This is a genomic window from Achromobacter sp. ES-001 (assembly GCF_019448355.1).
Lineage (GTDB): Bacteria > Pseudomonadota > Gammaproteobacteria > Burkholderiales > Burkholderiaceae_B > Achromobacter > Achromobacter spanius_B.
In genome coordinates, this window is the sequence record NZ_CP079940.1 from 6,036,220 (window position 1) to 6,063,041 (window position 26,822).

The window sequence follows — 26,822 nt, forward strand, 5'->3', positions numbered from 1 at the left end:
ACATGAACCCATTACTTGGCGCCTTGCTTGTTGCCGGCGCATTCGCCTTGCCCAGCGCGCACGCGCAGTCCGACGCGCCCATCCGCATCGGCGTCCTGACCGATCTATCCGGCATGAATGCCGACCTGTCCGGGCAAGGCTCGGTCGAGGCGGCGCGCATGGCGGTGGAAGACTTCGGGCCGACCGTGCTGAGTCGCAAGATCGAAGTCATTGCCGGAGACCATCAGAACAAGGCGGACATTGGCTCTGCCACCGCGCGCCGCTGGATCGATCAGGAAAACGTGAAAGCCATTGTCGATGTGCCGACGTCGTCCGTAGCGCTGGCGGTGCAGGAAATCACGCGCACCGCCAACATCGCCTTCCTGGCGTCCACCGCCGGCACGTCGGACTTGACCGGCAAGGCGTGCTCGGCCTCCACCGCGCAATGGACCTACGACACCTATGCGCTGGCCAACGGCACCGGCCGCGCGCTGACCGAATCCGGCATGAAGAAGTGGTATTTCCTGACGGCGGACTATGCGTTCGGCCATGCCTTGCAGGCGGATACCGAGAACGCCGTCAAGCAGGCCGGCGGCCAGACGCTGGGCTCGGTCAAGCACCCGCGCGCTTCCAACGATTTTTCTTCATTCCTGTTGCAGGCGCAGGCCTCGAAAGCCGAGATCGTGGCGTTGGCGAATTCATCCGGCGACACCACCATGGCGATCAAGCAGGCCAACGAATTCGGCCTGATCAAGGGCGGCCAGAAGCTGGCCGGCCTGCTGATGTTCATTACCGATGTGGACGGCGTGGGCCTGGAACAGGCGCAGGGCCTGGTATTGACCAGCGGCTTTTACTGGGACATGGATGACCGGACGCGCGCCTGGTCCAAACGCTACGCCGAGCGCACGAAAGGCCGCGTCCCGACCATGGCGCAAGCCGGCGTCTATTCCGCCGTGCTGACGTTCTTGAAAGGCGTGAAGGAAAGCGGCAAGCTCGAAGGCGATGCGGTGATGACGCAGATTCGCGGCATGAAGATCGACGACATGTTCGCCCGCAACGCGTATTTGCGTGAAGACGGCCGGCTGGTGCACGACATGTACCTGGTGGAAGTGAAGAAGCCGTCGGAGTCCAAGGCGCGTTGGGACTACTTCAAGATCCTGCGCACGATTCCGGGTGACAACGCCTTCCGCCCGCTGGACCAGGGCGGCTGCCCGCTGGTCAAGTCCAAGGCGGTCGCCACCCAATAAGCGTGTCGGTGCCCATCCGGCCGGCCCCGTGCAAACGGGGCCGGCCTTTTCGTTTGCGCGCCGTATGCCCGATATCGCATTCAGCCATCTGTCATTAACCTTTCATTTGCGACTTCTAGTATTGCTCGTCCCATTCAGGCACAGCCCCCAAGCCAGGAATCCACATGAGCAAATCCATCTCCGACAAAATCGTCCGCAACCCCAGCCAGAACAGCCCTTTCAGCGAAATTCTGGAAAAGAACCTGTCGCGCCGCATGGTGATGCGCGGCGGTTTGGCCGCTGCCTTCGCCACGATGACCAGCCTTGGGCTGGCCGGCTGTAACAGCAGCGATGACGATGACGAACCCGTCGGCGGCGGTGACCCCAACCCCACGCCCGAAGTGCCCGGCGGCGGCACCGAGACCCCCGCCCCGACCCCGCTGAAACTGGGCTTTGACTCGCTGCCCACGTCCATGACGGACGCTTGCGTCGTGCCGCAAGGCTACGTGGCCCACGTGTTTGCGCCGTGGGGCACGCCGTTGAACGACAACGCGCAGCCCTGGGACCAGAACGGCAACAACACGTCCAACGACCTGCTCAACTCCACCGGCATGCATCACGACGGCATGCATTTCTTCCCCATCGAAGGCAGCTCTACGGAAGGCCTGCTAGCCGTTAACCACGAGTACATCGACCAGGCCGCGCTGCACCCGAACGGCCCGACGCTGGTGGCGGGCAAGCGCCCGGCCGAGGAAGTGCGCAAGGAAATCAACGCGCATGGCGTGGCCATCCTGCACGTGCGCCGCGAAAACGGCCGCTGGAACATCGTCAACAACTCGCGCTACAACCGCCGCTTCACGTCGGCCACCGCCATGAAGCTAGCCGGCCCGGTGGGCGGCACGGACTGGGTCAAGACGCCCTTCTCGCCCAACGGCACGCAAGTGCGCGGCACCAACAACAACTGCGGCAACGGCTACACGCCGTGGGGCACGTACATCACCGCCGAAGAAAACTGGGCGGCCTGCTTTGTGAACACCGGCACCCGCCCCGCGCACCAGCTGCGCGTTGGCGTGTCGGGCGGCCCGGCCGGCCGCTACCAGTGGGAGACCGCTGCGGGCGACGCGTCGGAAGTGCTGGGCGAATTCGCGCGCTTCAACGTCACGCAAACCGGTATCGACGCCACGCAAGACTGGCGCAACGAAGTGAACGGCTTCGGCTATCTGGTGGAGATCGACCCGTACGACCCGTCCAGCATCGCCACCAAGCGCACGGCGCTGGGCCGTTTCGCCCACGAAGGCTGCGCCTACAGCAAGCCCGAAGCCGGCAAGCCCCTGGCGTTCTACAGCGGCGACGACTCGCGCTTTGAGTACATCTACCGCTTCGTGTCCGAGGCCGTGTGGGACCCGAAGGACGCCGAGCGCAGCGACCGCCTGGCTGTCGGCGCCAAGTACCTGGACAAGGGCACGCTGTACGTGGCGCGCTTCAACGCGGACGGCTCGGGCGAATGGCTGCCCCTGGTCGGCACCACGCCGGGCGTGGGCGGCCGCACGCTGGCCGACGAGTTCGGCAGCCTGGACGCCATCCTCATCAACACGCGCGGCGCGGCCGACTTCGTGGGCGCCACCCCGATGGACCGCCCGGAGTGGACCGCCACCCACCCGACCAACGGCGACATCTACCTGACGCTGACCAACAACAGCAGCCGCAACGCCGGCACCGGCACCAACCCGCCCAACCCGCGTCTGAACAACGTCAACGGCCACATCATCCGCTGGCACGACGAAGCGGGTTCGACCAAGTTCGAGTGGGATATCTTTGTGTTCGGTTCCGACGCAGGCGCCGACGCCGACACCAACCGTTCGGGCCTGACCGCGCTGAACCAGTTGGCCAGCCCCGACGGCATCGGCTTCGACACGCGCGGCATCCTGTGGATTCAAACGGACAACGGCATCGACGGCGGCCGCAACAACAACGTGGCCCGCGCCACCAACGACCAGATGCTGGCCGTGATCCCGGGCGCGCTGGCCGACAGCACCGGCACGGGTCCCGCCATCAACCCGTCCAACCAGGCTGACCTGCGCCGCTTTTTCGTTGGCCCGAACGAAGCCGAAGTAACCGGCTTTGCGTTCACGCCCGACTACACCAGCATCTTCCTGAACATCCAGCACCCGGCAAACTGGCCGGCGTATGGGACGGATGATGCAACGGTCGCGACCACGGGCACGGTGCGCCCGCGCTCATCGACGGTGGTGATCCAGCGCGCCGACGGCGGCCCGATCGGGGTGTGATGAGCTGGCCGGCGCCTAGCCGGCCAGCGGCCACATGCCTTCCGTGTGCAGCAGGCGGGCCATGGCGTTTTCCAGGATGCCGCGGGCCTGGCCCGCGGCCTGCTGCAACGCCAGGTGCAATTGCGCGTCGGCTTCGTCACGCGATGCGCATTGCGAGCTGAAACGTTCGAAGCTGCCCACCATCATCAGCAATTCGGCAAGATGTCTTGGACATTCGCAGGTAATCGGGTTGCGCATCGCCATGATCTTGGCCAGGGCTTCTTCATCGAACTCAATGGCCGATGCCGGAGCCAGCGCGCCAAGATTGGCCCCGACGACCGCCGATCGGCACAACGGCGCCAGCTCGTTCAACTGCGCCGGGATGCGGGCAACCAGGCAGCCTTGCGCGCGCAGGGTCCGAATCGTGGTGCTGGCACAAAAGCGGTAGAGCACCACCACGGCGCCCGTCTCGGTCGCGCCGCGCGCGCGCTGGATAGGCGCCAGCGCGTCCACGTCCAGCTCTGAAATTTCAACGATCAGCACGTCGGCATGGCGCGGCAGCGAGCCTGCGTCTTCCAGGCGCGCGCAGGCGCCAACCACGTGAACGTCCGGCCCGGCCATGAAGCCCGTCGAGCCATCTTGGGCGACCCCGCCGGCCAAGAGGCGCGGGGCCAGCGTGGCGCCAACCGCCACGGCGCGCAGCGGCGGGCCGGCCCGGCTGGGCTGCGCGCCCAGCATTGCTTGCAACTGCTCCAGCGGTAGCGACGCAAGCGTGCCAATGGCGTGACCCTGATCCGCCAGCTGCTTCAAGAGGCTTAGCCGGCGCACTTGCTCGGCCGAGTACAGCCGCTGGCCGCGTGCCGAGCGCGCGGGGGAAGACAGCTGATAGCGCCGTTCCCAGACCCGCAAGGTTTCGACGGGCAGGCCGGCCAACTTGGCGGCGACTCCCGTGCGGTAAGCGGCCGTTGAACCGGCCTCGTCTAGGTCAGTGCTGGAGGTGTTTGGCATTTTTGACCCGCCTTTGAACCGTTAAATACCCGCATTAATAGGTTCAAAATATGGACGAAGTGAAAGATGCCGCCTACTCTACCCTCACGCATCGCGTTTTCCAAGTTGCGACGCGCTCTTGAGCGCCCGCCTTGATGCGGGCGCCGATAACCCTGACATTCTGGAGCACACCATGAAGCGATTTCTGATTGGAACGACGATTGCCCTGGCCTGCGGCTGGGCCAATGCCGCCGACATCGTGGATACGGCCAAATCGGCGGGCGATTTCAAAACGTTGACGACCGCCGTGCAGGCCGCCGGCCTGACCGAAACGCTGAAGGGCCCGGGTCCCTACACCGTTTTCGCCCCCACCGACGCGGCGTTCGCCAAGGTGCCCAAGGACAAGCTGGACGCGCTGCTGAAAGACAAGGCCGCGCTGACCAAGGTGCTGACGTATCACGTGGTGCCGGGCAAGGTCATGGCCAAGGACGTCAAGGCGGGCCAGGTCAAGACGGTTGAGGGCAGCACCATCGCCGTCACCGTCGCCGACGGCAAGGTCAAGGTGAACGATGCCAATGTGGCCAAGACGGACATTGCGGCCGACAACGGCGTCATCCACGTCATCGACACGGTGCTGATGCCCAAGTAATCCGGGACATTCACGGGTCACGCCCCGAGCCTCTGCGCGTAGCAAACGGTACAAGACCGCCATCGGGCGGTCTTGTGCCTGGGTCGACGTGACCGGTGATTGATCAACCGGGCAAGTAGCAGGAGGCTTTTTATGGATACCCAGGAACTGGTAGCGCAGATGATCGTCAGGACATCGCCCATGCGGCGCTTCGAGGACTGGCCAGAAGTTCTGGCCGCCTACGCCGCGTGTCTTGAAACCGTGCAGCACAAGCTGACCGCGCAAGAGATGAACGACCTGATCAATTTGGGCGCGGACTTTTACCGCACCTTGGCCCGGGCAGAAGACTACCGGCGCGGCGCCGACCTGGAGGCCCGAAGCCGAGCCACAGGCGGCTTGGGGTAATCAGCCCACATTGGCTATCGGCGGCATCGCCTTGAATGCGGGCTTGGCGAACAGATAGCCCTGCATGAGCGTGATGCCCTGCGCCGCCAGAAAGTCGCGTTCACCCACCGTTTCCACGCCTTCGGCGATGACGCGAATGCCAAGATCGGTACAGATCTTCTGCACGCCTGAAATGATGCGTTGACGCGCGGTATCGACATCGATACCGCGCACAAGCGCCATGTCCAGCTTGATGAGGTCAGGCTGGAAGTCCGCCAGCAGCGTCAAGCCCGAATAGCCCGCGCCAAAGTCGTCGATGGCCGTCTGAAAGCCGTAGGATTTGTAGGCCTGAAAGATCTTCAGCAGATGGGCGCGGTCAGTGATGCTTTCGCCTTCGATGGTTTCGAAGATGATCCGGTTCACCGGAAAGCCGTGCCGCTCCGCGGCCTCGAAGGTGGTGCGAATACATGCGGCGGGTTGATAGACCGCATTCGGCATGAAGTTGATGGACAGGAACCGGTCCATCCCCATCCCGGCCGCGAGTTCGATGGCGGTGGTGCGGCAACGCTGATCGAAATGGTAGCGGTTGGCGTCGTCCACTTGCGACAACACCGAGGCTGCGGGCTGGCCTTCAGGCCCGCGCACCAGCGCCTCGTAGGCATAGGCCTGGCCAGACGCCAGATCGACGATGGGCTGAAACGCAAACGCCATGTCGATGGGCGCGGCCTCGTCAGATTTGCAACCTTGGCACTGGCCGCCTGACGCGGTCGACTCTGCTTGGCCGTGGATAGGAATCATGTTGGCGAGTGGCGGATTTCGGAGGGGCAGACAGACGCGCTGGACCCGTGTGTGTGTCAGGCGGCAGGAAAGCGCAAGGGCGTTGGGCTTGGCCTGACCTTGGCTTTGGCCTTTAGCTGGCGACTTTAACAGACGCGCGGAGGCAAAAAAACGCCTCGCAGACGCAAAAAAGCCGGCGTCGCTGTCGCGATTCCGGCTTTTGCTGTTGGTGTCGAGAACACCATCAAAAACTCGACCACAAATGAGTGGTCGGGGCGAGAGGATTCGAACCTCCGACTCCTGCGTCCCGAACGCAGTGGTCTTCGAGGCCCGAGCAAAATCGCCGAGCTTTTGAATCGATACGTCTTTGGTTCCGCCCTGGCCCGATTCCAGGACGAAATCCCGCAAGCACTCTGAGCGCTTACGGGCAAAGGATGTCGCGGTTATGCGAAAATATCGATTCATGTCAATATGTTATCATCATTTGCCAGATATTTGCGAATGTCGGTCGTTCGTGACCTCCTCCCCGAGCGCTTTCCGCGCGTAACGGCCGGCCACTGACATGGACCCTACTCTCGCATCAGCCCACCACGTTCCCGGCCAACTGGCCCCAGCGCGTCCGCCGATCGATGGCGTGAAGGACTCCGCGCAGAACATCCACGACGAAGGCGTGGTCGACGAGAATCCGACCTACGATGCTGTGATGCAGGTGTACCAGGCGTCCGGCAAAGATACGGAGCGATTTCGGTACAGCCAATTGCAGCTCGACCGCTTCTTCAAGGGGCGTACGGTACGCAGTTTGAGACGTGCCACCGTCAATCGGTACATCACCCTTCGGAAAACTGCTGGCGTCAGCCCTGCTACGATCAACCGCGAGTTGGACGACATGAGCGCGGCGATCAATTGGTACAACTTCCTGCACGAGCTCAACTTGCCAAATGCCCTTGTCGGCATGGCATTGCCGGTGCCCGAAGGCAGAACACGATGGATCACACGGGCCGAAGCGCAGCGCCTGATCTCTGTAGCTCAAGCGATGGCGGTGCGGCCGCACCTTCCCTCGTTTATCCAATTGGCTTTGCACACCGGCTGCCGCCGGAATGAACTGCTCAGGCTGCGTCTGCAGCGCGTGCGCACCGAAGAGGGTCTTATAACGCTCGAGAGCGAAGACACAAAAACAAAAAAGCACCGCATCATCCCGCTTAACGCACCGGCGCTTGAGGCGCTCGACACCATGGCCGCATGGCGCGCGGAACACTGCCCCACATCGCCCTGGGTCTTTCCCTCTCCCCGAGACCACACCAAGCCTTTGGGCACCGTTCAGAAGGGCTTTCGCACCGTCTGCACCAAGGCAAACATCGAAGACTTCCGGATCCACGATCTTCGCCACACATGCGCGTCGTGGCTGGTCATGGCCGGCGTACCATTGCTGGTCGTGCGCGACCTTCTCGGTCACTCGTCTATCGAAATGACGGAGCGATACGCGCATCTGGCTCCGAACCAGGTCCATGACGCCATGCGACGACTGGAAGACGCGTGGCTTCAACAGCCGATGCGTACTGTCAATGCGTGACACCGTTGCGCGCTCCATCTAACTCCGCGGACGGCTCCAGACCGACGTGGATCGAAAACGGCAACGGACGCCCCGTTGCCGCGAGCGCAAGCAGCAGGTCAATCTGATGCGCATCCTGGTCGCTCAGCACCTCCATTAGTTGCACGCACCGCTGAACGACGTGCATTCGGCGTTGCAGCTTGCGATACATCGCATTGACAATCTGGATGCTGCGTTGAGGCTCCGTCGGGTCCCCAGCCAGAATTCGATTCAAGGCTTGCCGTTCTTGCTCACGCAGGGGAATCTGATTCATCTTTCTTCGTGCAGCTCCCATAGTTTTGCTTTGATCGAACGTCTGCTCAGGAATCAGCGTACTCGCGACGGCGTGCAGCCCCATCCCGATCGCGAACAGCTCTGAGCGCCGCTGTGTCTCCGCACCCAATGTACGACCAGGGCGGCCATTGCCCTTCCTTTCGCGAACGCGCAGCACTACGTACTCCGCACTGGGTTGTTCCTCAACACACAGAAAGACGTCCCCAACTGCAAAGCGCATGATCTCTTTCATTCGTTCATCCTGACCGTCCTAGGACGGCGTTCAGTTCGTTGTTATAAGTATTTCTTGAAGTACTTGGCCATGACCCACACGAGGACCGCGCCACCCACTGCAACGGGTAAGAAGAACAGCGCCAGAGACATCCGGGCTGGCACGATGAGCCATACCACGGCTACCATTGGCACGATGCCCCGATTCAACAGACGTTTGGCGCGCGTGTGTCGGGTTGCGGATTCATGCCCCCCGCACTCTCGCCGGACGTACCGCGCGACCAGGCCGTCCGTTAGCGCAATCGTCAATAACAACCCGAGCGTCGGCAACGCGCTAAACAGCAATAGCAGTCGGACACCCAGCAGTTCAACGGCGTGCATGGTCACCAGTATCAGCTCGCGGCCCTGCCCCTGTGTGGACCTTTGCATCGCCCCGCCAAGGAGGCTCGGACCCGGCTTCGCCTCGTCGGACAGGGCAGCGGCCACACCAGGCCAACCGAATACCAATGCCCGAGAAATTCCGGCAGCGTCATTGGCGGCCTTCTTATTTGGAGCTTGCTCCAGGTAGTAGTCGACCAGGTCGCTCATGTACCTGGATGGGGCTTTGTCGGTCTGCAAGGCCACCGCGACCGTGAGAGACACCACGATGGACAGGAACATCACCACGATTAGCCAAACTGATAGATGCAGAACGGCGTGAATAGGCCAAAAGAAGGCACGCACCGCATCCTCGCCGGAAGCTCTGTCCTTAGAAGCCACGGCCGCTACCCTCCACGGTCACATTGGACGAGACCTCGCCCGCACGCTCAGAGGCTGAAACCGTGCTGTCGAAGTCGTGCATGTCGACGGATAGGCCGGCATCAACTGCGTCCGAATACGCCTTATAGGTCGAACGCATGCTCTTAACGACGTCGGCTAAGCCGGCAGGCATGAGGTGATCAGAATCCTTACTTGCCAAAGGAAGCCGCAGCTTTACGAGCTGACCGCCCTCTATAAGGGCGAAGGCCTGCCCCTTTGGCAACTGCACCAGGTCTGACGGGTCTACTAACGGCACCTCCCGCGGCGAATACTTGTCCTGCGTTCGGGATGTGAAATCGGTTACTCCATCATCTGTTCCATCCCCAGTCGCAGAGTCCAACTGGCGCGTGTAGATCTGTACCTTCGGGAGTTGGTCTGTGAGAATTTCAGCTGTTGGCAGGTTCTTCACTCGGAGCATCACGAGCGTGTTGAAATTGCCGAAGATCTGATCCGCCTTCGCTTTCGACCCGATCCTGGATTCCACATCCGAGCCTGTCTGGGTGTACGCCGTGACCTGATAGCCCGCGCCGCCGGCCTTGTTTACCATCGGAATGAACTCGTCCCCGACAAGCTCATTGAACTCGTCCGCATGGATACACACGTTTCGCTTTTTACCGGGAATTGCCTGTCCATAACCGGAGCCGAATTTGTATAGACGCCCGGCAGTAGAGGTAAGGTCGGCAAACATTGAATTTCCGACTGCGCCGGCGACTTCGAAATCGCTGAGCGCGTCCAGTCCCACATAGACGATTCCGCCTGTGTCGATGATCTTCTGCCAGTCGAATACAGTGCGCGGATCTGAGGGATCCGAATAATCTGGAGACAGGAGCTTGGATACTGGTCCAGTGGTTAGCTTTTCCAGCAGTGGATAGAGAGACGAGACCAGCTTCTCAAAATACGATCGGTCGTTTGTGAGAACGCTCGCGAGACCGTCCGCGATCTGGTCATGCCAGCCCTTGTCCCGGATTAGCTTGAGGATCTGGAGCGGATACATCGCTCGACCTGTCTTTTGCGCTTGTGCCTGGAGTTGCTTGTCCGGCTCCGACATCTCGTCACGCCAGCCCATGTGATCGCGGTCGAGCCAGTATTCGAAATACTTCAAGCACAGGTCGTCGATGTTTACCGCGTTTTGATAGATGACCTCATAACTGGGCTTCATCCCCAGCGCCACCATCGCGCGCGCCATCACGTTGATGTAGCGCCAAACGAACTCTCTGAACGCAGCGGCTTGCCCCTCGGACGGTAGCTGACCGGCGAGCCGCGTTGCGACTTCCGTAATACGCGAGAAAGTCGCAATTGGTGAATATCTGGACGAGGCATCCGGATATCCGAGGTGGAAAAAGTGGAAGTCCTTCTCGCGGCCCGCGCGGCATGCTTCCGCATACATTCGGAGCAGCAGCTCAACGTCTCCCTTGGGATCAAAAACAATTACAACGTCGCCGCGGCGAATGTCCTGCGTCACCAGCAATTCGCAAAGGCGAGTCTTGCCGACGCGCGTAGTTCCCAGTACAAGCGTATGCCCGACACGCTCCCCCAGGCTGGACCATATATCGCGCTCGTCGGGCTCGACGCCATGAATAACGGGGTCTCCGCCCACTGGCGGCAGCGGCTTGACCGAGTTCCACCACGCGTCCCTCTTGAGCTGATTTGCGATCCAACCAGGGTGCTGTCGCTCCATCCGACGGGCCCACTGATACAGCTCATTGCGGGCCGTCAAGTGCTTGTATTGTGGAAGGCGGGCGGTGTACAGACGCTGCGTGTGTTCTTGCGTCCAATAGAAGCCTTTACCAAGGAACAACTCTGTTGACGAGCACGGGATCTCGTCAGCGGCAAGCGAATAGGTGGGTAGACTCCGGAGGTTGCGTTGGAATCGGATGAGGCGTCTCGCTTGCCGAGCTCGAATGGCGGCCAGCGAGAGCAGTCCTACACTTAAAACTCCCCCTGTCGCAGGGGTAACCAAAAACAACCCTTGATAGGTCCAAAGCGCACCGACCGATGCAAGTGCGGCCATCGACGAAACTACTTCATATGGGCGCCGAAAGAGGTTCTCGTAAGGGTGGGACATAGATCAGGCGCTCGCACCGGCGGACGCCGGCTTCAATAACTGGTTGGCCGCAGGGACGGGCTGAAAGAAGCGTTCCGGTCCGGGGATCAAGATCCCCGTCAACTGTTTGCCGCCTGGACCACTGACGTTGTATCGGTGGAGAAAAGAGCCGCTTCCGCTCTTCTGCGGGTACTCCGACTTTTGAAACTGCTGTTGCAGAACCCGCCACGGCTCCTTGGATGGCGCGCCATCTGTAGACGTGGGCATGTCGATCCGCGCCTCGAAGTTGTCCGCGTAGTCCTTGAAGATCTTTGGCGACACCAGAAGCACGCCTTCTTCACAGAAATGCACTGCGGCGTTGGCCTCGTTGTATGCAATTGATCCAGAACTGACACCGGATTGAATCCAGGCCATGAAGCGCTCTACGTTCGCCTTGCGAGCCGGCATGGCAGGCAGCGCCGCCGGAGCTGGCGCAGCCCTCACACGTGGGGCAACTGGCGCACTCATCAATTCGGGCGCTTCAACCTCTGGGGATTGGACCAGCTCCGGAATCGCGCTATCGATATCGTCGAGATACTGATCATCCGCTTCTAATTCGATCGAGGCAGATAACGAATTGCTGTCCTGCACCACGCCAACAACATCTGGATCGAGATCATCCATCTCGGGAAGGTCTTCAACGCCGGGGCTCGTGCCAGCAACAGGCTTGTCATCGCCTGCACCAACATCGGTAGCTTCTATGATCGGCTCTTCGTGCGCAGGCGGCATCTGCTCTGCCGGCGCCGATGGCGCCACAGGCGAGGCGGGCGGACAGTGGTCGTCGGCGTGTCCGCCTGCCGCGCCGCGCGGGGCTTTTACATCAACTACAGAGACTGCACCAGGCGGCAGGGCCGCCGGATATTGGGCTGGATCCTGGAACAGTATCGACAAGGGAAATCGAAGGACGGTAAGGCGTTGGGACCACGTCCCAATCGCGATTTTTACGGTCCAGATGGCTGCACCAGCTTCATTTGATATCGCTGCGCCATATTCCTGCCAGGTGTCGAATAGCCGCGAGTTATCGTCGGGAATGCCCGCTGCGCCAGGCCTACGCTGCTCAGTCTGCGCCAGATGGTCTCTGACAAGCTTGGCAATTGACCCGGAAACGCACCATAGCGACTCACCATCACAAAATCCGACTGCCCCAGCCCGATTGATCGAAACAGACCCTTCTGCCAGAACGCGGCGCAGCCCGCCCATCAACCGTTCGATGAGAGGAACGGCGCGCGCCGATGCAAAGCGCGTTCTCGGACCAGTGGCTAAGTTGCTCGCTACCGATTCCCTGTCGGCCCGACCCACGAGCTCGGCGATCACTCCCTTTCTCTGTTCTCCGCCCAAGTAGTCGAAGAGCTCGTCCATAAGGGGACTATGTTCGCCAATCCAAGCAAGCGCTTTACCTGGAACAAGGGTGCGCAACAAGGGCAACCCCAACCGTTCGTGCTTCCGGTACTCTCTTTGAGCCGGGAAATCGACGGTGTACCAGTCAGCCCCTTGCTCTTGCATTGTTCCGCCCAAAGGCACCCAAGGTTTTGATTCTCCAGATGCGCCTTGGAGCTGCACCACCACGTCGGTAACAGGCTTCCCAATGTCGTGCAGCAGGCCCGCGACGAGCACGGCATACGTGTACCGCGCAGCCAGCCGCGTTTGCTCTTCCGGCGCCACACCCAGTGGGAGTTTGTAGGCATCCCGGAAGTGCAGCGCGTGCGCAGCGACCTCAAGCAGATGCACCAGGAGCCCACCTGGTTGCGCGTGATGATGCGACTCAGACGCTGGAAGTAGCTGAACGAATTCCGCAAATGCCGCTAGCAGCGGACGCACGTCACGCTCGAAATTCTCGGGAGTGAATCCCATGCGCTGGCGAATCAACTCTACGAGAGGCGAGGTCCCTGTGATGTCAAAGAGGCGTTGTGCCGGCAACACTTCCAGGTGCCGCGCGCTCGGAGCCGATTGTTGGACTGGGCCAGGCCCCACCTGCGATTGACTTGACGTGCCCGGCATCGGCCTCCGCAACCAATACAGCGCGCCGGCGGCTGCGCCCGCACAGGCGAGCAATACAACGTCAGACTCGATTGCCAGCATGATTCGTACTCTCAAGCTGCACCAACGCCGCTGCCAGGTAGCCTCTAACATAACTGCGCCATGCGTCTGCGCCCACGTCCGAGGCGTAAACCACCACAAGCTTGCCCGAAGCGGCTTGAAAGTCTGTAAAGCGCTCGGCGAGGGGGTCCCATTGGCTGGTGGAGTCGATTGTGGCTGCTCGCCAACGAGTACACGGCAGGTCGACCAGCCATTCCACGAAGCTAATAGGACTGCTGAACGGGCCACGCAGGCGCCTCAGCTGTTGGCACGCAACGTCGTAGAGTTCCGCACCACCTTCGCCGCTAGTGGCCGTCTGCCAGCCATCAAATCGACCAAGCCAAATAAGGGCAACTGCGAGCTGAGCCCCGTTGCAGACACGCCCTAGCTCGCGGTGCATCTCCGCTTTGGCCTTGTCCGGCAACGGCATTGCCCCGGGCGGCCGAATCGGGCGAAAGGTGGAATGCCGAAGGTATGTCATGGGGCGTGGGCAGCGAGGAAAATGCGACAAGCCTCGCCGCCAGCGTGCTTACGGGTCAATGCGAAAACCAGGCCTCTCCAACAGGTAACCTCTTGCGACATGTTGACAAAAGGGGGAGCCTCGGTGATCTTCACCGCCCCAAGATCGAGGCGCCCAAAAACCTTTGTCGACCTTTTTGGCCCTTGCGGTTGCCCTTCCCCCTTGGGTTTCGCCCTTAGCCCTTAAGCGTTTGCGCCTTTTGAGGGCACAGATTTAAGTGCCCGGCCTTTGGTTAGGCCCCTTCCCCTTCGAAGCATTTAGTTTCCTTTGTCGCGCACCAAGAAACAACTACTTCGAGGCACTTTGCATCCAAACGTTTCCGTCCAGTGGTGCGGCGTTGGAAACATACGCCTCCCGCCGCTCTATAGACACCAGCCGATATCACACCGTTTAGTGGCTGACAAGCGCAGTCGCAAAGTAACGTTTCGACGCTCTTTAATTCACTAGGTGCCAAATATCCGACGCGCGGCGAAAGTGCTCACGTCGGCTTCCCTCGTTGCCGATCCGCTGGCTTACCCGCCGGGCTCGGTGCCTGGCGGGGCTTTTTCCTTCAAGGTGCGCCGTGCAGTTCCCAACCAGGTATCGATTCGCCGCAACCATAGCGATGTGGGCCTTCCTTCCCTCGCCGGCGCACGCTGATTGCATCGCAGCAGCAGCCGCCTATCACCGAATAGACGTCCAGCTCTTGCAAGCCATTGTTATGCAGGAATCTTCGGGCAAAGCAGACGCTGTCAATTGCGCCAATGCAAACGCTTCATGCGACTACGGCCTGACTCAGATAAACAGCATGCACCTCGAACGGTTGCAGCGGTTTGGCGTGTCCAAACAGGACCTCTTCAACCCCTGCGTATCCGCGTACGTAGGCGCGTGGATCCTTGCCGAGAATTTTGAACGTCTAGGCGTCACCTGGGATGCCGTAGGCGCCTACAACGCCGCAAGCCCCAACAAGCGTGTGGCGTATGCGAACAAGATCCAGGCAAAGCTCAGTGCGATTCGCGCGGGAACCTTGATCCCTGTCCACGTTCCTTTTGTGCCCCGAGGCGAACGGGGCCTGCAAGTAGGCCGGATGCCAGCAACACAGCAGGCTGCCGCGGCTGGCCCGACGCTCGCCGCCACGTCGGCCCAACATCAGCCGCAGTCCCAGGCACAAGATTCCGAGGGGCGCCGTTGATGGATATTTCCACCTCCTATGCCGAAGACATCCTCCGCCAGCATTTGAGCGCGATTGAACCCTACCTCGCTTCCGAAGATATCAATGAAGTGATGGTCAACGCTGCTGACGACATATGGGTGGAGGAGCGGGGCGTCATGCGCCGGGTCGACGCCACGTTGAGCGAAGAACAGGTCGATCGAGCGATCACGTTGATTGCCAGCAAGAACGGAAAACCCAACGCCCCGCTGCTCGATGCGCGCCTGCCAGGTCTCCGAATCGCGGCGGCGCGTAAACCCACAGCACTTCGCGGATCCATGCTCTGCGTCCGCCGCTTTGCTGCCCGGCGGATTTCGCTGGACAGCTACGTCGAAAACGGCGCTTTCGACGTCGTCGCGGTGGATCCTTCGGAAGCCGCCAGCGAGCAGCGTGAGCTCGATTCGCTAAAAGCCGCAATGCGACGTGGTGGCTCAACAATCCGGGACTTCTTTCAGTGGGTTGTGGAGCGGCGTCACAACATTGTTCTAAGCGGGTCCACGTCAGCAGGCAAGACGACACTACTCAACGCATTGCTGGACCTCGTTCCTAGCTCGGATCGGGTCATTACGGTCGAGGATACGGCCGAACTACGCTTGAACGTTCCCAACCATGTCGCGCTTGAGGCAAACCAAGCGCTGGGAATCAGCGTCCGCGACCTCGTGAGGCTCAGCCTTCGTTGTCGGCCTGACCGCATTGTTCTCGGCGAAGTACGCGGTGCCGAAGCCTTCGACCTATTGGATGCATTGAATACCGGGCATCCGGGAAGCCAGGTATCTCTACATGCTGACTCCAGCGCGATGGCACTGCCGCGGCTGGAATCAATGTTGCGGATGGCCCCAGAGACCCAGAACTGGCCCTTGCACGACCTCCGCCGCCAGATCGCATCCACATTCAGATTCGTCGTCCACGCCCAGCGCGTCGGGCCATCCAGGGGCCCGCGCGAGATCAGAGAGATCTTGGGAGTGGACGCGAACGGCTCGTACCAAACCCGACTGTTGTTTTCGAAAATCCAACTCCAGGACCAACACTATGAATAGTCCCCGCCTGAACCAGCTCCAAGTATGGGCCCGTGGTCGCTCCCTCGCCAAGCCTGCAGATCGACTACTGCTAATGAGCTATGCAGTAGTTTCCTTGCTCATGCCAGCACCTGCGTCTGCGCAGAGCATTTTTGGCGGGCGACTGTGCAGCGGCTTCCAAGCCGTGGTCAACAACGAGCTGATTTCTGTTGTGGTCCTAGTCGCCTGCGTAGGCGCAATTCTGCTGTGGTTGCTCGACGATGGTCAGTCGAAAGTTAAGGTCTTCGCTCTTCGCCTTGCCGGAGGCATAGCTTCGATATTCGGTATTGCGACCGTCGTGGCACTGATATCCGGGCGAAACCTGATGTGCACCATCGGGGCCTAAGGCGATGGACGAACGCGACCTGGTCGACGAGCTCGAAGTCGAGATCGACAAAGCCCTCATCGAGAAGCGCCGCATCATCGGCCTCGACCGTCGAGCTGCTGGCGCGTTCCTATTGCTCGTGCCGCTCTTTGCAGTCATAAGCCGTAGCTTCTGGCTGGCACTCATAGGCATACCTATTTATTTCGGTCTGCGGTACGTGATGAGCAAGGATCCCGACAAGATCGATGTGTACCAGGCGTACAAGACTCAGCACGACCACTACGCACCTCGCGCTATTGGGACCCAAAAGCGGAACAAGCGCCCCTTCGGCTTCGGCAGAGATTTCCCATGCTATTGACAGAGAAAGAGGGCTACCGCCTCGACGCCGGCACGTTGGGCGAACTGGAAGCAGCCCGGGCAAGCGGCCTTGCGCCCACGGCTGAACTGTTGCCGTGGATGTTCCGATACAACGACCAAATCGTCGTCAACAAGGATTCCTCGTTGATGGCCTGCTTCGAGTACACGGGTCCAGACACCGATAGTCAATCATCTGCGCAACTGCTTGGTCTCATGCAGCAAGCTGAACACGCATTTCAGGTCGCCAGCCGCTACCCGTTGACATTCTGGTTCATCACGCATCGTCGAAAGTGTGATCCGTACACCGCCGCGGTCATGCCGGATCCGTACTCTCAGATCGTCGAAGACGAGCGCAGCAACGCGTTCAAGACTAAATCCAACTTCATAAACCGGCACTATGTCGCCATCGCGTTAAGCGCTTCCGCCGGCTTGGATCGCATCGCGGGCAGGTTCTTCCACGCGATGGCCCATGAAAAGGCTGGCCCTGTCCAAGCGATCGTTCACGCGCTTCGTGGCATATGGTCCGACCAAGCCGACTTCGCCTATACATCGGTGGAGCTCAGTGCTGCAGTCAAGGAGTTTGAAAATCACCTATCCCGGATGCGAGCCAGCCTGCCGGGGCTGACGCTGACAAGGCTCATCGGCGACACGTTGGGCGCCTTCTTGGCGTCGTGCGCAGCTCCAGCGGCGCCACGTCGTGCGGAGGTGGCCATGGTCGATTTCCTCGATGAATCGATGGCTAATGGGGAAGTTATACCCGCTGAGGACTACGCCCTGTTCAAAGCCGAGAGCTACAAGCGCATTGGTGTGGTCACGGGCGTGCCAGCCGCACACCAGTTTTATCCTTCGCGTCTCCGTCCTCATGCGCTGGACGACCTTCTTAAGGTGCCCGGCGAAGTGACGATCAGCCACGTCTATCGAATCCAAGATGCCAGCGCCAGCACCCGAATGATCGAGAAGATGGGGTCATACCACCGCACCAGCGCTTTGAACTTGCGGGCTTTGGCTTCTGTAGCAGCGAACTCCGGCGATCCAAATTACTCGCCGCGCGAGGACAGAGGTCGCGTTGAAGCAGCCGACGAAACGGAAGACCTGAAGAAAGACGTGAACCGGGGAAAGATCGCTTACGGCCAGTACACCCTCAGCGTGACCTCGTTTTCCGCGCCGTTCCAGGGCGAGCGCGTCGAGGATTGGGACGAGGCCATGAAACAGGCCAGAGCTACAGCGGGAAAAGTCGGAGACGCATTGATAAGTGCGAAGTTCTTGCCCCTCGTCGAGACGCTTGGCACCCTATCCACATGGTCTGCGTCCATCCCCGGCGCCTGGCGAGACATCGCGCGCTGGGCACCGCTTCGATCTGAAGTTGTGGCGCGTGCAGTACCGCTGCGCACCGTGTCGCAAGGGTCGAAAGAGAATCGGCACTTGAGCACCACGATGAAGCGCCCATCCCCGGCTCTTGCAGGGCTTCCCACAGATTACGGCACCCCGTATTTCTGGACTGGCTTCTACCATGACATCGGGCACACGCTCGTCTGCGGCGAGACCGGCCTAGGCAAGACAACGATTGTGAACTTAGGCTGGACTTTGTTCCGCAAGTACACCGGATCGGACGTATTCATCTTCGACCGCACATTTTCGAGCCGCATTCCAATCATGATGCAGGGCGGCGTCTACTGCGATCCTGAGGACACCAGCGCAGACCGGCTGACGGTCAATCCACTGTCGTTGATCGGCGAAGTACGACACCTTAAGTTCGTTAAAGACTGGATCTGCACGCTGTCCGAACGACGCGGCTACTCGGCAACCAGCGCCGATCGCGAAGAGCTGGAAAAGGCCCTCCTTGGAACCATAAAGCTGCGGCGCAAAGACTGGAAGCTCCACGCGGTCTACGTCCAACTCCCCGTCGGTTCATTCCGCAATGCACTTTCGGAATGGGTTGGAGATAGCTTAAACGCACGCTGGTTCGATAACGAACTCGATATCTTTGACGAGATCGCCACTGGCCGGGCAGCCGCTGTGTTGGGCATTGAAATGGGAAAGCTCCTGGCTCAGCCAGACGTCCTCGTTCCCTATCTTCTGTATTGCTTCTATCGCATTCAGGACAGGATCGAGAGTCGCAGAAACTCAGGCCTTGTTGCGCCCACCTTCATCGGGTTGCCCGAGGTGTGGGGGTACCTGGAGGAGCCGATATTTGCACGAAAACTGGCGGAATGGATCGACACGTTACGCAAGCTCCTCGGCTGCGTATGGATGGACGCTCAATCGCCTGAGCGCTACATCAACTCCCCAATCTACGCCTCGATCCGCGACAACGTCCCGAACCGAATCGTTCTGCCGTACCCGGCAGCCAAGACGTCACCTTCGCTGCGCAAGGCCTTCACCGAACTCGGCCTGAATCCGCAGCAAATAGACCAATTGGCGGAAGGTACGCCGAAACAAGACTACTTCCTCACGCAGAAGGATGGGTTCATGCGCAAGGTAGCTCTCCGCCTGGACCCGCGATCTTTGGCTGTGCTCAGAAGCGAGCTTGATGCGCAGGCCCTGTTTGACCATCACCGAGCATCCGGCCGTCAGGACTGGCGTGAGGCATATTTCCAGGAGGTGTCACGTGTCCCAAATCCGTAAGTTCGTTGTCGGAGTCGCAGCTACGTTGCTGCTGGCCTCATTGGCCACGCACGCGGCAGGGGCCCTGCCCCAGCTTCCAGACACATCGGAGTACGAGCCTGGCGGATCTGAATGGGGATGCGGTGTGTTGCTGTGCCTTGCAGGGATGAAGCCTCCCAGCCAATGCAATGGCTATCTCAATCGCCTATGGCGCGTCTTGAACGCGGTTCCCCCGGGCCCGTTTCCGACATGCGCGATCGCGGGAAACAACAATTACGCCAAAAAATCGCGGGAGCCCTATGACCTTTGCCCAACAGGCTATACGCCGGCTCGCCGCGGCCAATTCGTCGCTCAAGGTGCGGCGACTGGCGAGACAAGGCCCTTGCGGCCTAAGTACCTCCTTCAGGGAAGCTATGCCCCTTCGGAGTCGAGCAGCGACGACGGTGGCTCGGCCGGTGCACGTGCGTGCGTGAGCGGGTATGTGGGTCAGTTGGACGTCTGCGATAACTGCGGTCTCGGTGGCGACGCAGGCGGCGGCGTACCGACGACCGTAAACGTGTACAGCAGCGTCGTGTGGTTGCCATACAAGGGGCCACGCGCGATCGACGTAATCATCGACGGTGCAATCTACAACCGTGTTCATTATTGAGGAGCCGAGCATGCAATCACCAACCCGAAGGACGTTCATCCGCGCTGCCACGGCGGTCGCCCTAAGTTGCATCACCGCGGCGCCGAGGGCATCGGGGATTCCGACCTTTGACGGCGCCAACTTCGCGCAACAACTGCTGAGCGTTATGAACCAAACCCAGCAGCTGACTCAACAGACGATGATGGTGCAACAGAACATCACGAACCTACAGCGCCTGGGCGGCAACGTGCTGAACCTGGCGGATCAGGCTTATGGGGGCCAAGGCCTGTCCATGCGCGATCTCGTTTCGAGTGTCTCCGACCTGTACCAGGCGGGGTCGCAGCTTCAGCGCATGTACGACAGCGCCAGCGCTGAGATGAAGTCGCTAGACATGACGCCTGAGCGCTGGGGGACGGCCTATGTTCACCTCGCACAAACTAAAGGCGGGGTCTACCGCAAGCAGCTTGACCAGGACTTTGCAACGATGGAGGCCTTCGCGTCTCGCGCCGCGAATCTCCGGCAGTTGTCCCGACAGATACCGGGCATTGAGGGAAACGTCCAAGGCCTGCAGCTGCTGAACCAGCAGTCGAGTGTCTTGGCCGGGGAGCTTCTTGAAATGCGCAGCCTTATGCAGCGTCAGGTCGTCCTCGATCTACAAGACCGAGCGACGAAAGAAGACCTCAACAAGCTATCCGTGGAAGGTGCCCAACTGCGTTACGACGCGGTCGCGAAGGAAGCTGCCAGCAAGCGCTCCGCCATCGGAAAGATGCCGGCACTCGAATTCGGTCTATAGACATGACTGGAAAGCCTCTCCGGCGGGTGCTCTTGGTCCTTTGCCGTAGTCGTCACGAGCTCAGAATCGTGTGCAGGGAGCGGCGTAGGTATCGCGTTGAAATAGCCGCGCGCGGGCGACTTGAGCACAAACCGCTACGTGCCGCAGCGAAATCCCTGCGCCTTTCGGTGGCCCTCGCCATCGTGCAGATCGACTGCACATCACCCAATGCGCTCGCCGGCTTTATTGCCGTCGCGATTGCGTTGACGGCGCTTTACGCGCTCGACGCCGGCGTGCGAGCGCTCGGCTGGCAATTCGGAGGCTGATGTGGACGTCGCAAGCCTATTCAATCAAGCGTTCTCGGCGGTCAACACGGCAGGCTTTGCCATGGCCGATATCTTCAAAGAAGAAGGCCTGATCATCCTGTCCGTTGGAGCGTCCGGCACAGCCGTGTGGTTCCTGTTACGCGACTACTTTTTAGCCAGCGACACCGTCAAGTTTCTGGTGAGCCTGTTCAACCTGATCTTGAGGATGGGGGTTGTCATGGTAATCGTCCAGAGCATGAACGGGGTGCCGCGCGATATGTTCGTTACGGCCACTCAAGAGGCCGCGACCAAGATTACAAAGGGCTCGGCGAATCCCGTCGAAATACTGAAGCTGACGATGGATACCATTTCGCTAATTGCCGACGGCAAGCGGAAGGAATCTGAAAAGTCGCTCTATTGCAAGATCCACGGTGGATGGTCGCTGAACCCTCTGGACTGGATCGTCGACTCCCGTCCTTCAGAATGTGTCAGCAAGGATCAGATTGGCTTCTTCGAGATCCTGAAGAACCTGCCGATTATCTTGGTGATCTTCCTGTGCCAAGTACTTGCCATCATCGCGATGGTGCTGATGTCGATCGCATTCATCGTCGTCTTGCAAATGTCGTATGTCATGTTGCAGCTCGGCCTGGCCCTTGGTCCATTGCTCGTGGGCCTCTCCATCATTCCGGCCGTCTCATTTTTGTTCGATGGCTGGCTGCGTTTCATGATCGCCGCGTCGCTGCAGCAGTTAGTCGCGTGGTTCGTCGCTGTTCTGGTAACGAAAGGGATCGTCCCGACTTTGGTCGGTTTCTACGACAAGATCGACAGTCGAAAAGAAGCTGATCTCTATTTCGCTTCGAATGAGATCGCGATGATCGCTATCGCGCTTCTTGGCTTTATCGCAGCCTTCATGATGTGGCAAGTTCCAGGTCTTGCTCAAGGGCTCGTGTCGGGCGGCAGCTCGAACGCACAGAGCTTCGGGCGCGGAATGGTAGGCCGAGGTGTGGCCGCGAAAATCCTGCGTAGCGGAGGCAAGCGGTAATGCGATCAGCCTTCCCGCGCTTCGCGGTCCCAGTCTTCTTCCCATTCTTTGTCGAAGCGGGTCGCGTAAGTCTCGCCGCCGCCTTCCTCGCGGCCGGCCGAGGCGAACCCCTTCAGGAAGGCGCGCGCCAAGAGCCCGAGAACAACGAAGCCAACAAGTCCGCTCATTTTTTCTCTCCAGCAGCTGCGTTTGCAGGGCAGTCCATGCCCGCCAGGCAAAGCGGTGTCATCTGCTTGAAGGACTCGCGCTTCGCCACGCTGGATTGCTCAATCGACATAGTTGCAGCGCGCTCTTGCGGCTTCTGTAGCGCAAATACCGTCGCGCCGCCGGCGATCGCGACGACTGTGAGCAGCAACACGAGTTTTGCTCTGGACATGGAAAGTACCCCATACGTTTCTTGTTCGACGGATCCGAGTCTACCAAACGGCAATTCGGATCATTCTGGTATGGAGGGCCTCCGCATGGGCGCCCTGCCCGCTGGTTTGGCCAAGATAAATCGAGGCCACGGATCGAACTTTCAGGCCCAGTTTACCCCTTCCTACGGACTTTCTTCAAGAGATAAGTGCATTGGCCTTGCTCACCGCACGGCGCCATCACTCATCCAACATCGCAGAGCCTAATCATGCCCCTCAAATTCATGAGCCGCTTCATGAGCCGCCGCCGTCCCGATCTTCGCCCTGCGGACACTACAGGCCCCGCTGGTCAAGCACCCGCCACACCAGAATTCGATGCACATGTGCTGCCCTTGACCGAGCGCGCCCATCGACTGTACTACGCCGTTTTTCAGCGTCCCCTACAACAAGCCGATCGATCAGCAATCGTCGCGTTTGGATTTTTCCTCGTTGCGACCATTGAGGGAATTGCGTTATTCCAACTGGTTCCGCTTAAGCAGCAGACGCCCTACTTTGTCGAGTGGGATGCGCGGTCAGGTGCCGTCTGGATCTCTGATCGCGTGGCAGAGCGCTTTACCCCGGAAACGGCTAACAAGACGTTCTTTTTGCGCCAATGGGCGACCTGGCTGCTGACGATTAAGCCCAATCCGTCCGACTCAATCGACGTAGACATTCCCAAGGCGACCAGCTGGACCATCGGCGCAGCCACAGACCAGGTCACGAACTACTTCGCCAAGGTAGATCCCATTGGGGCTCGCATCGCAGACCAGCAGGGCCTTACACGCGAGGTCACCGAGAATTCCACTACGTACAGCGTAGACGGCAAACAAGCCTACATGCTCTTGACGCTTCAGGAGCGCGTCAACGGGAAGGAGTTTGGCGACCCCAAGACCAAGCTCTTGACCGTCCGGTTTTTGCTATCCACAGACAAACAGGGCATCGAAGAGCAACGATCCAATCCACTGGGCGTCAAGGTCGAGTGGTGGACGCTCACCGATTACTTCGGCCCCAGCAGCGTCCGACCTCTGGGAGCACAGTAATGCGCAGAGTCACTTGCATTCTTACCGCTGTCGTCTGCCTGCTGTGCTCGGGCACCATCGCAGCACAAGAGAGCGACGTCAGAGCAGAGGTGGCACTTGCTCAAAAGCGGGCCAACGCTGGTCCCAACGCGGCCGTCCCTATGCCCCTAGACGCGAGACTGGTCACGTTCAATTTTGACCGCGACTACGACTATCCCGTGCTGATGCGCCCATTCACGATGGTCCACCTGGAGTTCGCGCCAGGGGAGACCCTCAAGGGCTATTACGCGTCGGACACTAGCGCGAGCCGCTGGACGTTCAAGCCGGCGCGCACGAAGCGCGACTTGTTTGTGATGTCGAAAGGCGACAACCTGCTCAATACCGCCACGATTATCACGAACCTGCGCACCTACCAGGTCACGTTCGTCTCTGCCTCGAAAGGTTCGTATTACAAGCGCGTGAATTGGACCGGAGACGCCGACCAAGATCTGGCCTCGGCCGGCCTGGACACGTTCGGCGGCAACGGCGCCATGCCGAGCAAGCAGAATGGGCCGATGGCCGGCTCAGAGTGGGATGCTCCCGGGCCTGCCGCCCGCCGCCCCGCTCCTAGTGGCCGGTCAGACCACGACGCACGGCCGGCCGATATTGTCGACATCTCCAAGGCGAACTTTGACTATCGCATTGACGGGGATGCACCTTTCAAGCCGGCCATGGTGTTCGATGACGGCAAGTTCACCTGGATCCAGCTTCCTTCCGATGTACAGGAGATTCCCGCCATCTTCGCGCTGGGTGCCGATGGAACTGCTGAGCTCGTCAACTTTACGGTACGCCGCAACTACTTTGTCGTTCAGCGCCTGTTTCCCGACGGCGCGCTCCTCAAGCTGCGTAAGGACGAAGTCCGTGTATTCAACCGCCGAGGTAAGGCCTGCGGCCTGTTCGGTTGCGGCGTGTCGGGTGTCAAAAACCTCAACAATGCGTCGTACCAATGAGCGCCGTCACAAATCCTCCTGCCGGGGCGTCTCCGCAGCGTCGCACAGCTGTGTCCCGTGGACTGGTCAAGATCGTGCTGATCACGTTCATTGCGGTCGTTCTCGGCTTTGTCGTGATTCGACGAATCGCCGGCGTGGCACCCGAGTCTGCCGCGGAAGCTCGCGCCAAAAAAGAAGAGCAAGATCGCGCAGCGAAGGAAGCTGGTAACCCGTTTGCGGTCCAACGACTGATTGCAGACCAGCTTCGGGACCGCCTGGCTCGCAACGAGGAAGAGACAGTCCATGCGCCCGCGAAGGATCCGAGTCAGCCGGCAGAGCATGCGGCGCCATCTCAGCCCACACGTACAGAAGCCGATGCCAAACGGATCGAAGAGCACCGCGGCAATACGAGACTGGCACAGCAAGAGGATCTCTCTGGTATCGAAATTGGCTTCTGGGAATCCCAAGAGCAGGATGAACCTGTGGCGGGCGCTTCCGGCCCATCACCGCGCGCAATGGCTACACCCGAATCCGCCCTTCGCGATGTCACGGCGATCGCCGCCGCGGCCGGCATTGATACCAGCGGATTCGCGCGACCGAATGTGCCTCCGGTCCCGCCAGGAGGCCAGTCGGCCAACACGGTCGGGCAAGGTGTCGGGCCGCAGGCCGCCCCTGGAGGACAGGTCGGTAACTCTGCCGGTATCAAATCCCCCCTTTTCGCGTCCGCTGCCCCATCCCCGTACTACATCCGAGAAGGCTGGATCATTCCAGCAGTGATTCAACAGTCGTTAAACACTGACGCCCCAGGCACTTTCCGAGCATTGGTGACATCGGATATCTACGACAGCGTTCATGGCACGCACCTTCTGATTGAAAAGGGTACAGCCCTTACCGGGGAGGTAAGCACGGATATAGCCGAAGGCCAAAGCCGCATGCTTATGTCGGTCAACAGAATGGACTTTCCGAGCGGCGCCAGAGTGGCCCTGGGCGGTTGGGACATATCTGATCGCACAGGAGCTGCCGGCATTGCCGCGAAAGTCGACGACCACTTCTGGGAGCGGTTTGGCAGTGCATTTGGCGTGGCTGCTGTGGCGGCATTGGCGGGCCGCTATGACAACAGCCAGAACGTGACAATCAACGTCGGCAGCAGTGGGTCAAACAACGGCAGCTCCACGTCGACGCTGACGGGCACTGCTGGCCAGGCCCTCAGCGATACGGTCAGGCAAATCCTGCAGCGGAATCAATCGATCAAGCGAACGCTCACGCTCGAACCGGCCGACAAGATCAACATCGTCGTCGCGCGAGACCTCGTGCTCGACCCGAACATCGTCAGGAGCTACTAAATGGAGCATCGCCTTTCCTCCCTATTCGCGGGCGTCTGCCTCGCGCTGCTCGCGCCGATCTCCGTCGCCGCGCAGCCTGAGTTTGCCGTTGCGCGGCCCGCATTCTATGAATTCAACTGGAAGCAATCGGGAGACAGTGGCATTTCTCCTGTTCAGGTCTTCGACAACGGCCAAAGGGTTTATCTGCAATTCGCGCCAGGCACCGAAATTCCCGCCATATTTGCCGATGCGCCAGGCGGTCGTATCTTGCTGGCATGGGAAGCCCAGTCCCCCTATATCGTCATTCCTCATATGGAAGCCCGCCTCGCCTTCAGGCTGGGGCGACGGGAGGCACTTGCTTGGCGGGCTGGCCTACCACCGGAGGGTAGCTATACCGGCATGGCGACGCCTTCTAGGCAGACCGGTAGCGCGTCGACGCCCGCCACCAGGGAACAGTTGGCATTTCGCCGCACGGCCGCTGATGCAGCGGCAGGCCCGGATCCGTCCTACAAGCCGATCGTCGTGACGGCCCCGCCCGTCCAGGCAGCCGTACAGCCTCTGACCCCGTCTGTGCCTGACGGGGCGAGTCTCGCGGCATTCATGGGAGTCGCAATCGGAGGATCTGCGCCTGAGGTTGCACCCCGTCGTTCCTCCAACCCTGCCGAGACGGAGCCCGTAGACACCAAGGGCGGCGGCCCGGTCGTAGCTACCGTCGACGTATCCAGCACCGACGTTCCCATCACCGGCAATGCGGTCGGGCCAGCACCCGTCCAGGAGTGGCATGCCGATGTCGGAAAGACCGTTCAGCAAACGCTCGACGAATGGGCGCAGACGGCTGGCTGGCAGTCCGTGAAATGGCAACCTGACTTCGACTACGCAATTGAAGCTCCGGCCACGTTTCGTGGCGAGTTCTGGGATGCGGCAAACGATCTCTTGTCCGCGTACGACGTCGCGAAAAGGAAGTTTCGAGGTCTCGCATATCGAGACAACAAGGTATTGGAAGTCTGGGAGAAGAAGTAATGAAAAG

The 26,822-nt window shown here is 60.3% G+C and carries 25 protein-coding genes; 17 read left to right on the forward strand and 8 right to left on the reverse strand.

Annotated features, from left to right (window positions below; translation table 11 throughout):
• Positions 1-2: 2 nt before the first annotated feature.
• Entirely contained in the window at positions 3-1,226 is a 1,224-nt protein-coding gene (locus KYT87_RS27310; RefSeq protein WP_219991328.1) for an ABC transporter substrate-binding protein, read from the forward strand.
• 164 nt (positions 1,227-1,390) lie between these two features.
• On the forward strand, positions 1,391-3,493 hold the full coding sequence (locus tag KYT87_RS27315) for a PhoX family phosphatase (protein WP_219991329.1): 2,103 nt from the start codon (positions 1,391-1,393) through the stop codon (positions 3,491-3,493).
• A gap of 15 nt (positions 3,494-3,508) precedes the next feature.
• Here the strand turns inward: KYT87_RS27315 and KYT87_RS27320 are convergent, their stop codons facing one another.
• The gene (locus KYT87_RS27320; protein ID WP_219991330.1) at positions 3,509-4,480 is read right to left on the reverse strand and encodes a MerR family transcriptional regulator; all 972 of its coding nucleotides are present in this window, start codon (positions 4,478-4,480) and stop codon (positions 3,509-3,511) included.
• Positions 4,481-4,652: 172 nt separating this feature from the next.
• Between KYT87_RS27320 and KYT87_RS27325 the strand changes: the two genes are divergently transcribed.
• Entirely contained in the window at positions 4,653-5,108 is a 456-nt protein-coding gene (locus KYT87_RS27325; RefSeq protein WP_219991331.1) for a fasciclin domain-containing protein, read from the forward strand.
• 132 nt (positions 5,109-5,240) lie between these two features.
• Positions 5,241-5,492 (forward strand): DNA-3-methyladenine glycosylase, encoded by a 252-nt coding sequence (locus tag KYT87_RS27330; protein WP_219991332.1) that lies wholly within the window; start codon positions 5,241-5,243, stop codon positions 5,490-5,492.
• Here the strand turns inward: KYT87_RS27330 and KYT87_RS27335 are convergent, their stop codons facing one another.
• Positions 5,493-6,269 (reverse strand): EAL domain-containing protein, encoded by a 777-nt coding sequence (locus KYT87_RS27335; protein ID WP_219992793.1) that lies wholly within the window; start codon positions 6,267-6,269, stop codon positions 5,493-5,495. It lies immediately after the preceding gene.
• A gap of 541 nt (positions 6,270-6,810) precedes the next feature.
• Here KYT87_RS27335 and KYT87_RS27340 point away from each other — a divergent pair.
• Positions 6,811-7,818: a site-specific integrase gene (locus KYT87_RS27340; RefSeq protein WP_223264757.1), complete on the forward strand. Its 1,008-nt coding sequence runs from the start codon at positions 6,811-6,813 to the stop codon at positions 7,816-7,818.
• Here the strand turns inward: KYT87_RS27340 and KYT87_RS27345 are convergent.
• The 4 genes from KYT87_RS27345 to mobH are packed head-to-tail and all read right to left on the reverse strand — an operon-like array spanning position 7,808 to position 13,300.
• Positions 7,808-8,362 carry a hypothetical protein gene (locus KYT87_RS27345; RefSeq protein ID WP_100854050.1) on the reverse strand — a complete coding sequence of 185 codons (555 nt, stop codon included), beginning with the start codon at positions 8,360-8,362 and terminating at the stop codon, positions 7,808-7,810. The genes KYT87_RS27340 and KYT87_RS27345 overlap by 11 nt on opposite strands.
• Before the next feature lie 41 nt (positions 8,363-8,403).
• On the reverse strand, positions 8,404-9,099 hold the full coding sequence (locus KYT87_RS27350; RefSeq protein WP_126376216.1) for a DUF4400 domain-containing protein: 696 nt from the start codon (positions 9,097-9,099) through the stop codon (positions 8,404-8,406).
• Positions 9,089-11,203, reverse strand: a complete 2,115-nt coding sequence (gene traD / locus KYT87_RS27355; RefSeq protein ID WP_100854048.1) for a type IV conjugative transfer system coupling protein TraD — start codon at positions 11,201-11,203, stop codon at positions 9,089-9,091. The genes KYT87_RS27350 and traD overlap by 11 nt, the downstream gene beginning before the upstream one ends.
• A 3-nt stretch (positions 11,204-11,206) precedes the next feature.
• Positions 11,207-13,300 (reverse strand): MobH family relaxase, encoded by a 2,094-nt coding sequence (gene mobH / locus KYT87_RS27360; protein WP_100854047.1) that lies wholly within the window; start codon positions 13,298-13,300, stop codon positions 11,207-11,209.
• Positions 13,301-14,421: 1,121 nt separating this feature from the next.
• Here mobH and KYT87_RS27365 point away from each other — a divergent pair.
• From KYT87_RS27365 to KYT87_RS27400, 8 genes are all read left to right on the forward strand, one after another.
• The gene (locus KYT87_RS27365; protein ID WP_167390064.1) at positions 14,422-14,988 is read left to right on the forward strand and encodes a lytic transglycosylase domain-containing protein; all 567 of its coding nucleotides are present in this window, start codon (positions 14,422-14,424) and stop codon (positions 14,986-14,988) included.
• Positions 14,988-16,043: a CpaF family protein gene (locus KYT87_RS27370; protein WP_088588787.1), complete on the forward strand. Its 1,056-nt coding sequence runs from the start codon at positions 14,988-14,990 to the stop codon at positions 16,041-16,043. Before KYT87_RS27365 ends, KYT87_RS27370 begins: the two co-directional genes overlap by 1 nt.
• 73 nt (positions 16,044-16,116) lie before the next feature.
• Positions 16,117-16,407 carry a hypothetical protein gene (locus KYT87_RS27375; RefSeq protein ID WP_223264756.1) on the forward strand — a complete coding sequence of 97 codons (291 nt, stop codon included), beginning with the start codon at positions 16,117-16,119 and terminating at the stop codon, positions 16,405-16,407.
• Positions 16,408-16,411: 4 nt separating this feature from the next.
• Entirely contained in the window at positions 16,412-16,744 is a 333-nt protein-coding gene (locus KYT87_RS27380; protein WP_088588785.1) for a VirB3 family type IV secretion system protein, read from the forward strand.
• A complete protein-coding gene (locus tag KYT87_RS27385; protein WP_100854044.1) occupies positions 16,735-19,368 on the forward strand; it encodes a VirB4 family type IV secretion system protein in 2,634 nt (877 codons plus the stop codon). The genes KYT87_RS27380 and KYT87_RS27385 overlap by 10 nt, the downstream gene beginning before the upstream one ends.
• Before the next feature lie 638 nt (positions 19,369-20,006).
• A complete protein-coding gene (locus tag KYT87_RS27390) occupies positions 20,007-20,768 on the forward strand; it encodes a hypothetical protein (protein ID WP_088588783.1) in 762 nt (253 codons plus the stop codon).
• A gap of 167 nt (positions 20,769-20,935) precedes the next feature.
• Positions 20,936-21,073, forward strand: coding sequence for a hypothetical protein (locus KYT87_RS27395; protein WP_157814458.1), 138 nt, complete (start codon positions 20,936-20,938; stop codon positions 21,071-21,073).
• A 1-nt stretch (position 21,074) separates the two neighbouring features.
• Positions 21,075-22,094, forward strand: coding sequence for a type IV secretion system protein (locus tag KYT87_RS27400; RefSeq protein ID WP_100854042.1), 1,020 nt, complete (start codon positions 21,075-21,077; stop codon positions 22,092-22,094).
• 5 nt (positions 22,095-22,099) lie between these two features.
• On the opposite strand, the gene KYT87_RS27405 is transcribed toward KYT87_RS27400, so the two are convergent.
• Together KYT87_RS27405 and KYT87_RS27410 are read right to left on the reverse strand one after the other, a co-directional pair.
• Positions 22,100-22,261, reverse strand: a complete 162-nt coding sequence (locus KYT87_RS27405) for a hypothetical protein (protein ID WP_157814457.1) — start codon at positions 22,259-22,261, stop codon at positions 22,100-22,102.
• The gene (locus KYT87_RS27410; protein WP_100854041.1) at positions 22,258-22,470 is read right to left on the reverse strand and encodes a hypothetical protein; all 213 of its coding nucleotides are present in this window, start codon (positions 22,468-22,470) and stop codon (positions 22,258-22,260) included. Before KYT87_RS27410 ends, KYT87_RS27405 begins: the two co-directional genes overlap by 4 nt.
• Positions 22,471-22,716: 246 nt before the next feature.
• Here KYT87_RS27410 and KYT87_RS27415 point away from each other — a divergent pair, with 246 nt between their 5' ends.
• Genes KYT87_RS27415 through KYT87_RS27430 form a run of 4 tightly spaced genes read left to right on the forward strand, consistent with a single transcriptional unit; the run spans position 22,717 to position 26,815 of the window.
• Positions 22,717-23,526, forward strand: a complete 810-nt coding sequence (locus KYT87_RS27415) for a VirB8/TrbF family protein (RefSeq protein ID WP_088588779.1) — start codon at positions 22,717-22,719, stop codon at positions 23,524-23,526.
• Positions 23,526-24,494 (forward strand): TrbG/VirB9 family P-type conjugative transfer protein, encoded by a 969-nt coding sequence (locus KYT87_RS27420; RefSeq protein ID WP_100854040.1) that lies wholly within the window; start codon positions 23,526-23,528, stop codon positions 24,492-24,494. The genes KYT87_RS27415 and KYT87_RS27420 overlap by 1 nt, the downstream gene beginning before the upstream one ends.
• The gene (locus KYT87_RS27425; RefSeq protein ID WP_100854039.1) at positions 24,491-25,816 is read left to right on the forward strand and encodes a TrbI/VirB10 family protein; all 1,326 of its coding nucleotides are present in this window, start codon (positions 24,491-24,493) and stop codon (positions 25,814-25,816) included. The genes KYT87_RS27420 and KYT87_RS27425 overlap by 4 nt, the downstream gene beginning before the upstream one ends.
• Positions 25,817-26,815 carry a TcpQ domain-containing protein gene (locus tag KYT87_RS27430; RefSeq protein ID WP_219991333.1) on the forward strand — a complete coding sequence of 333 codons (999 nt, stop codon included), beginning with the start codon at positions 25,817-25,819 and terminating at the stop codon, positions 26,813-26,815.
• Positions 26,816-26,822 lie beyond the last annotated feature (7 nt).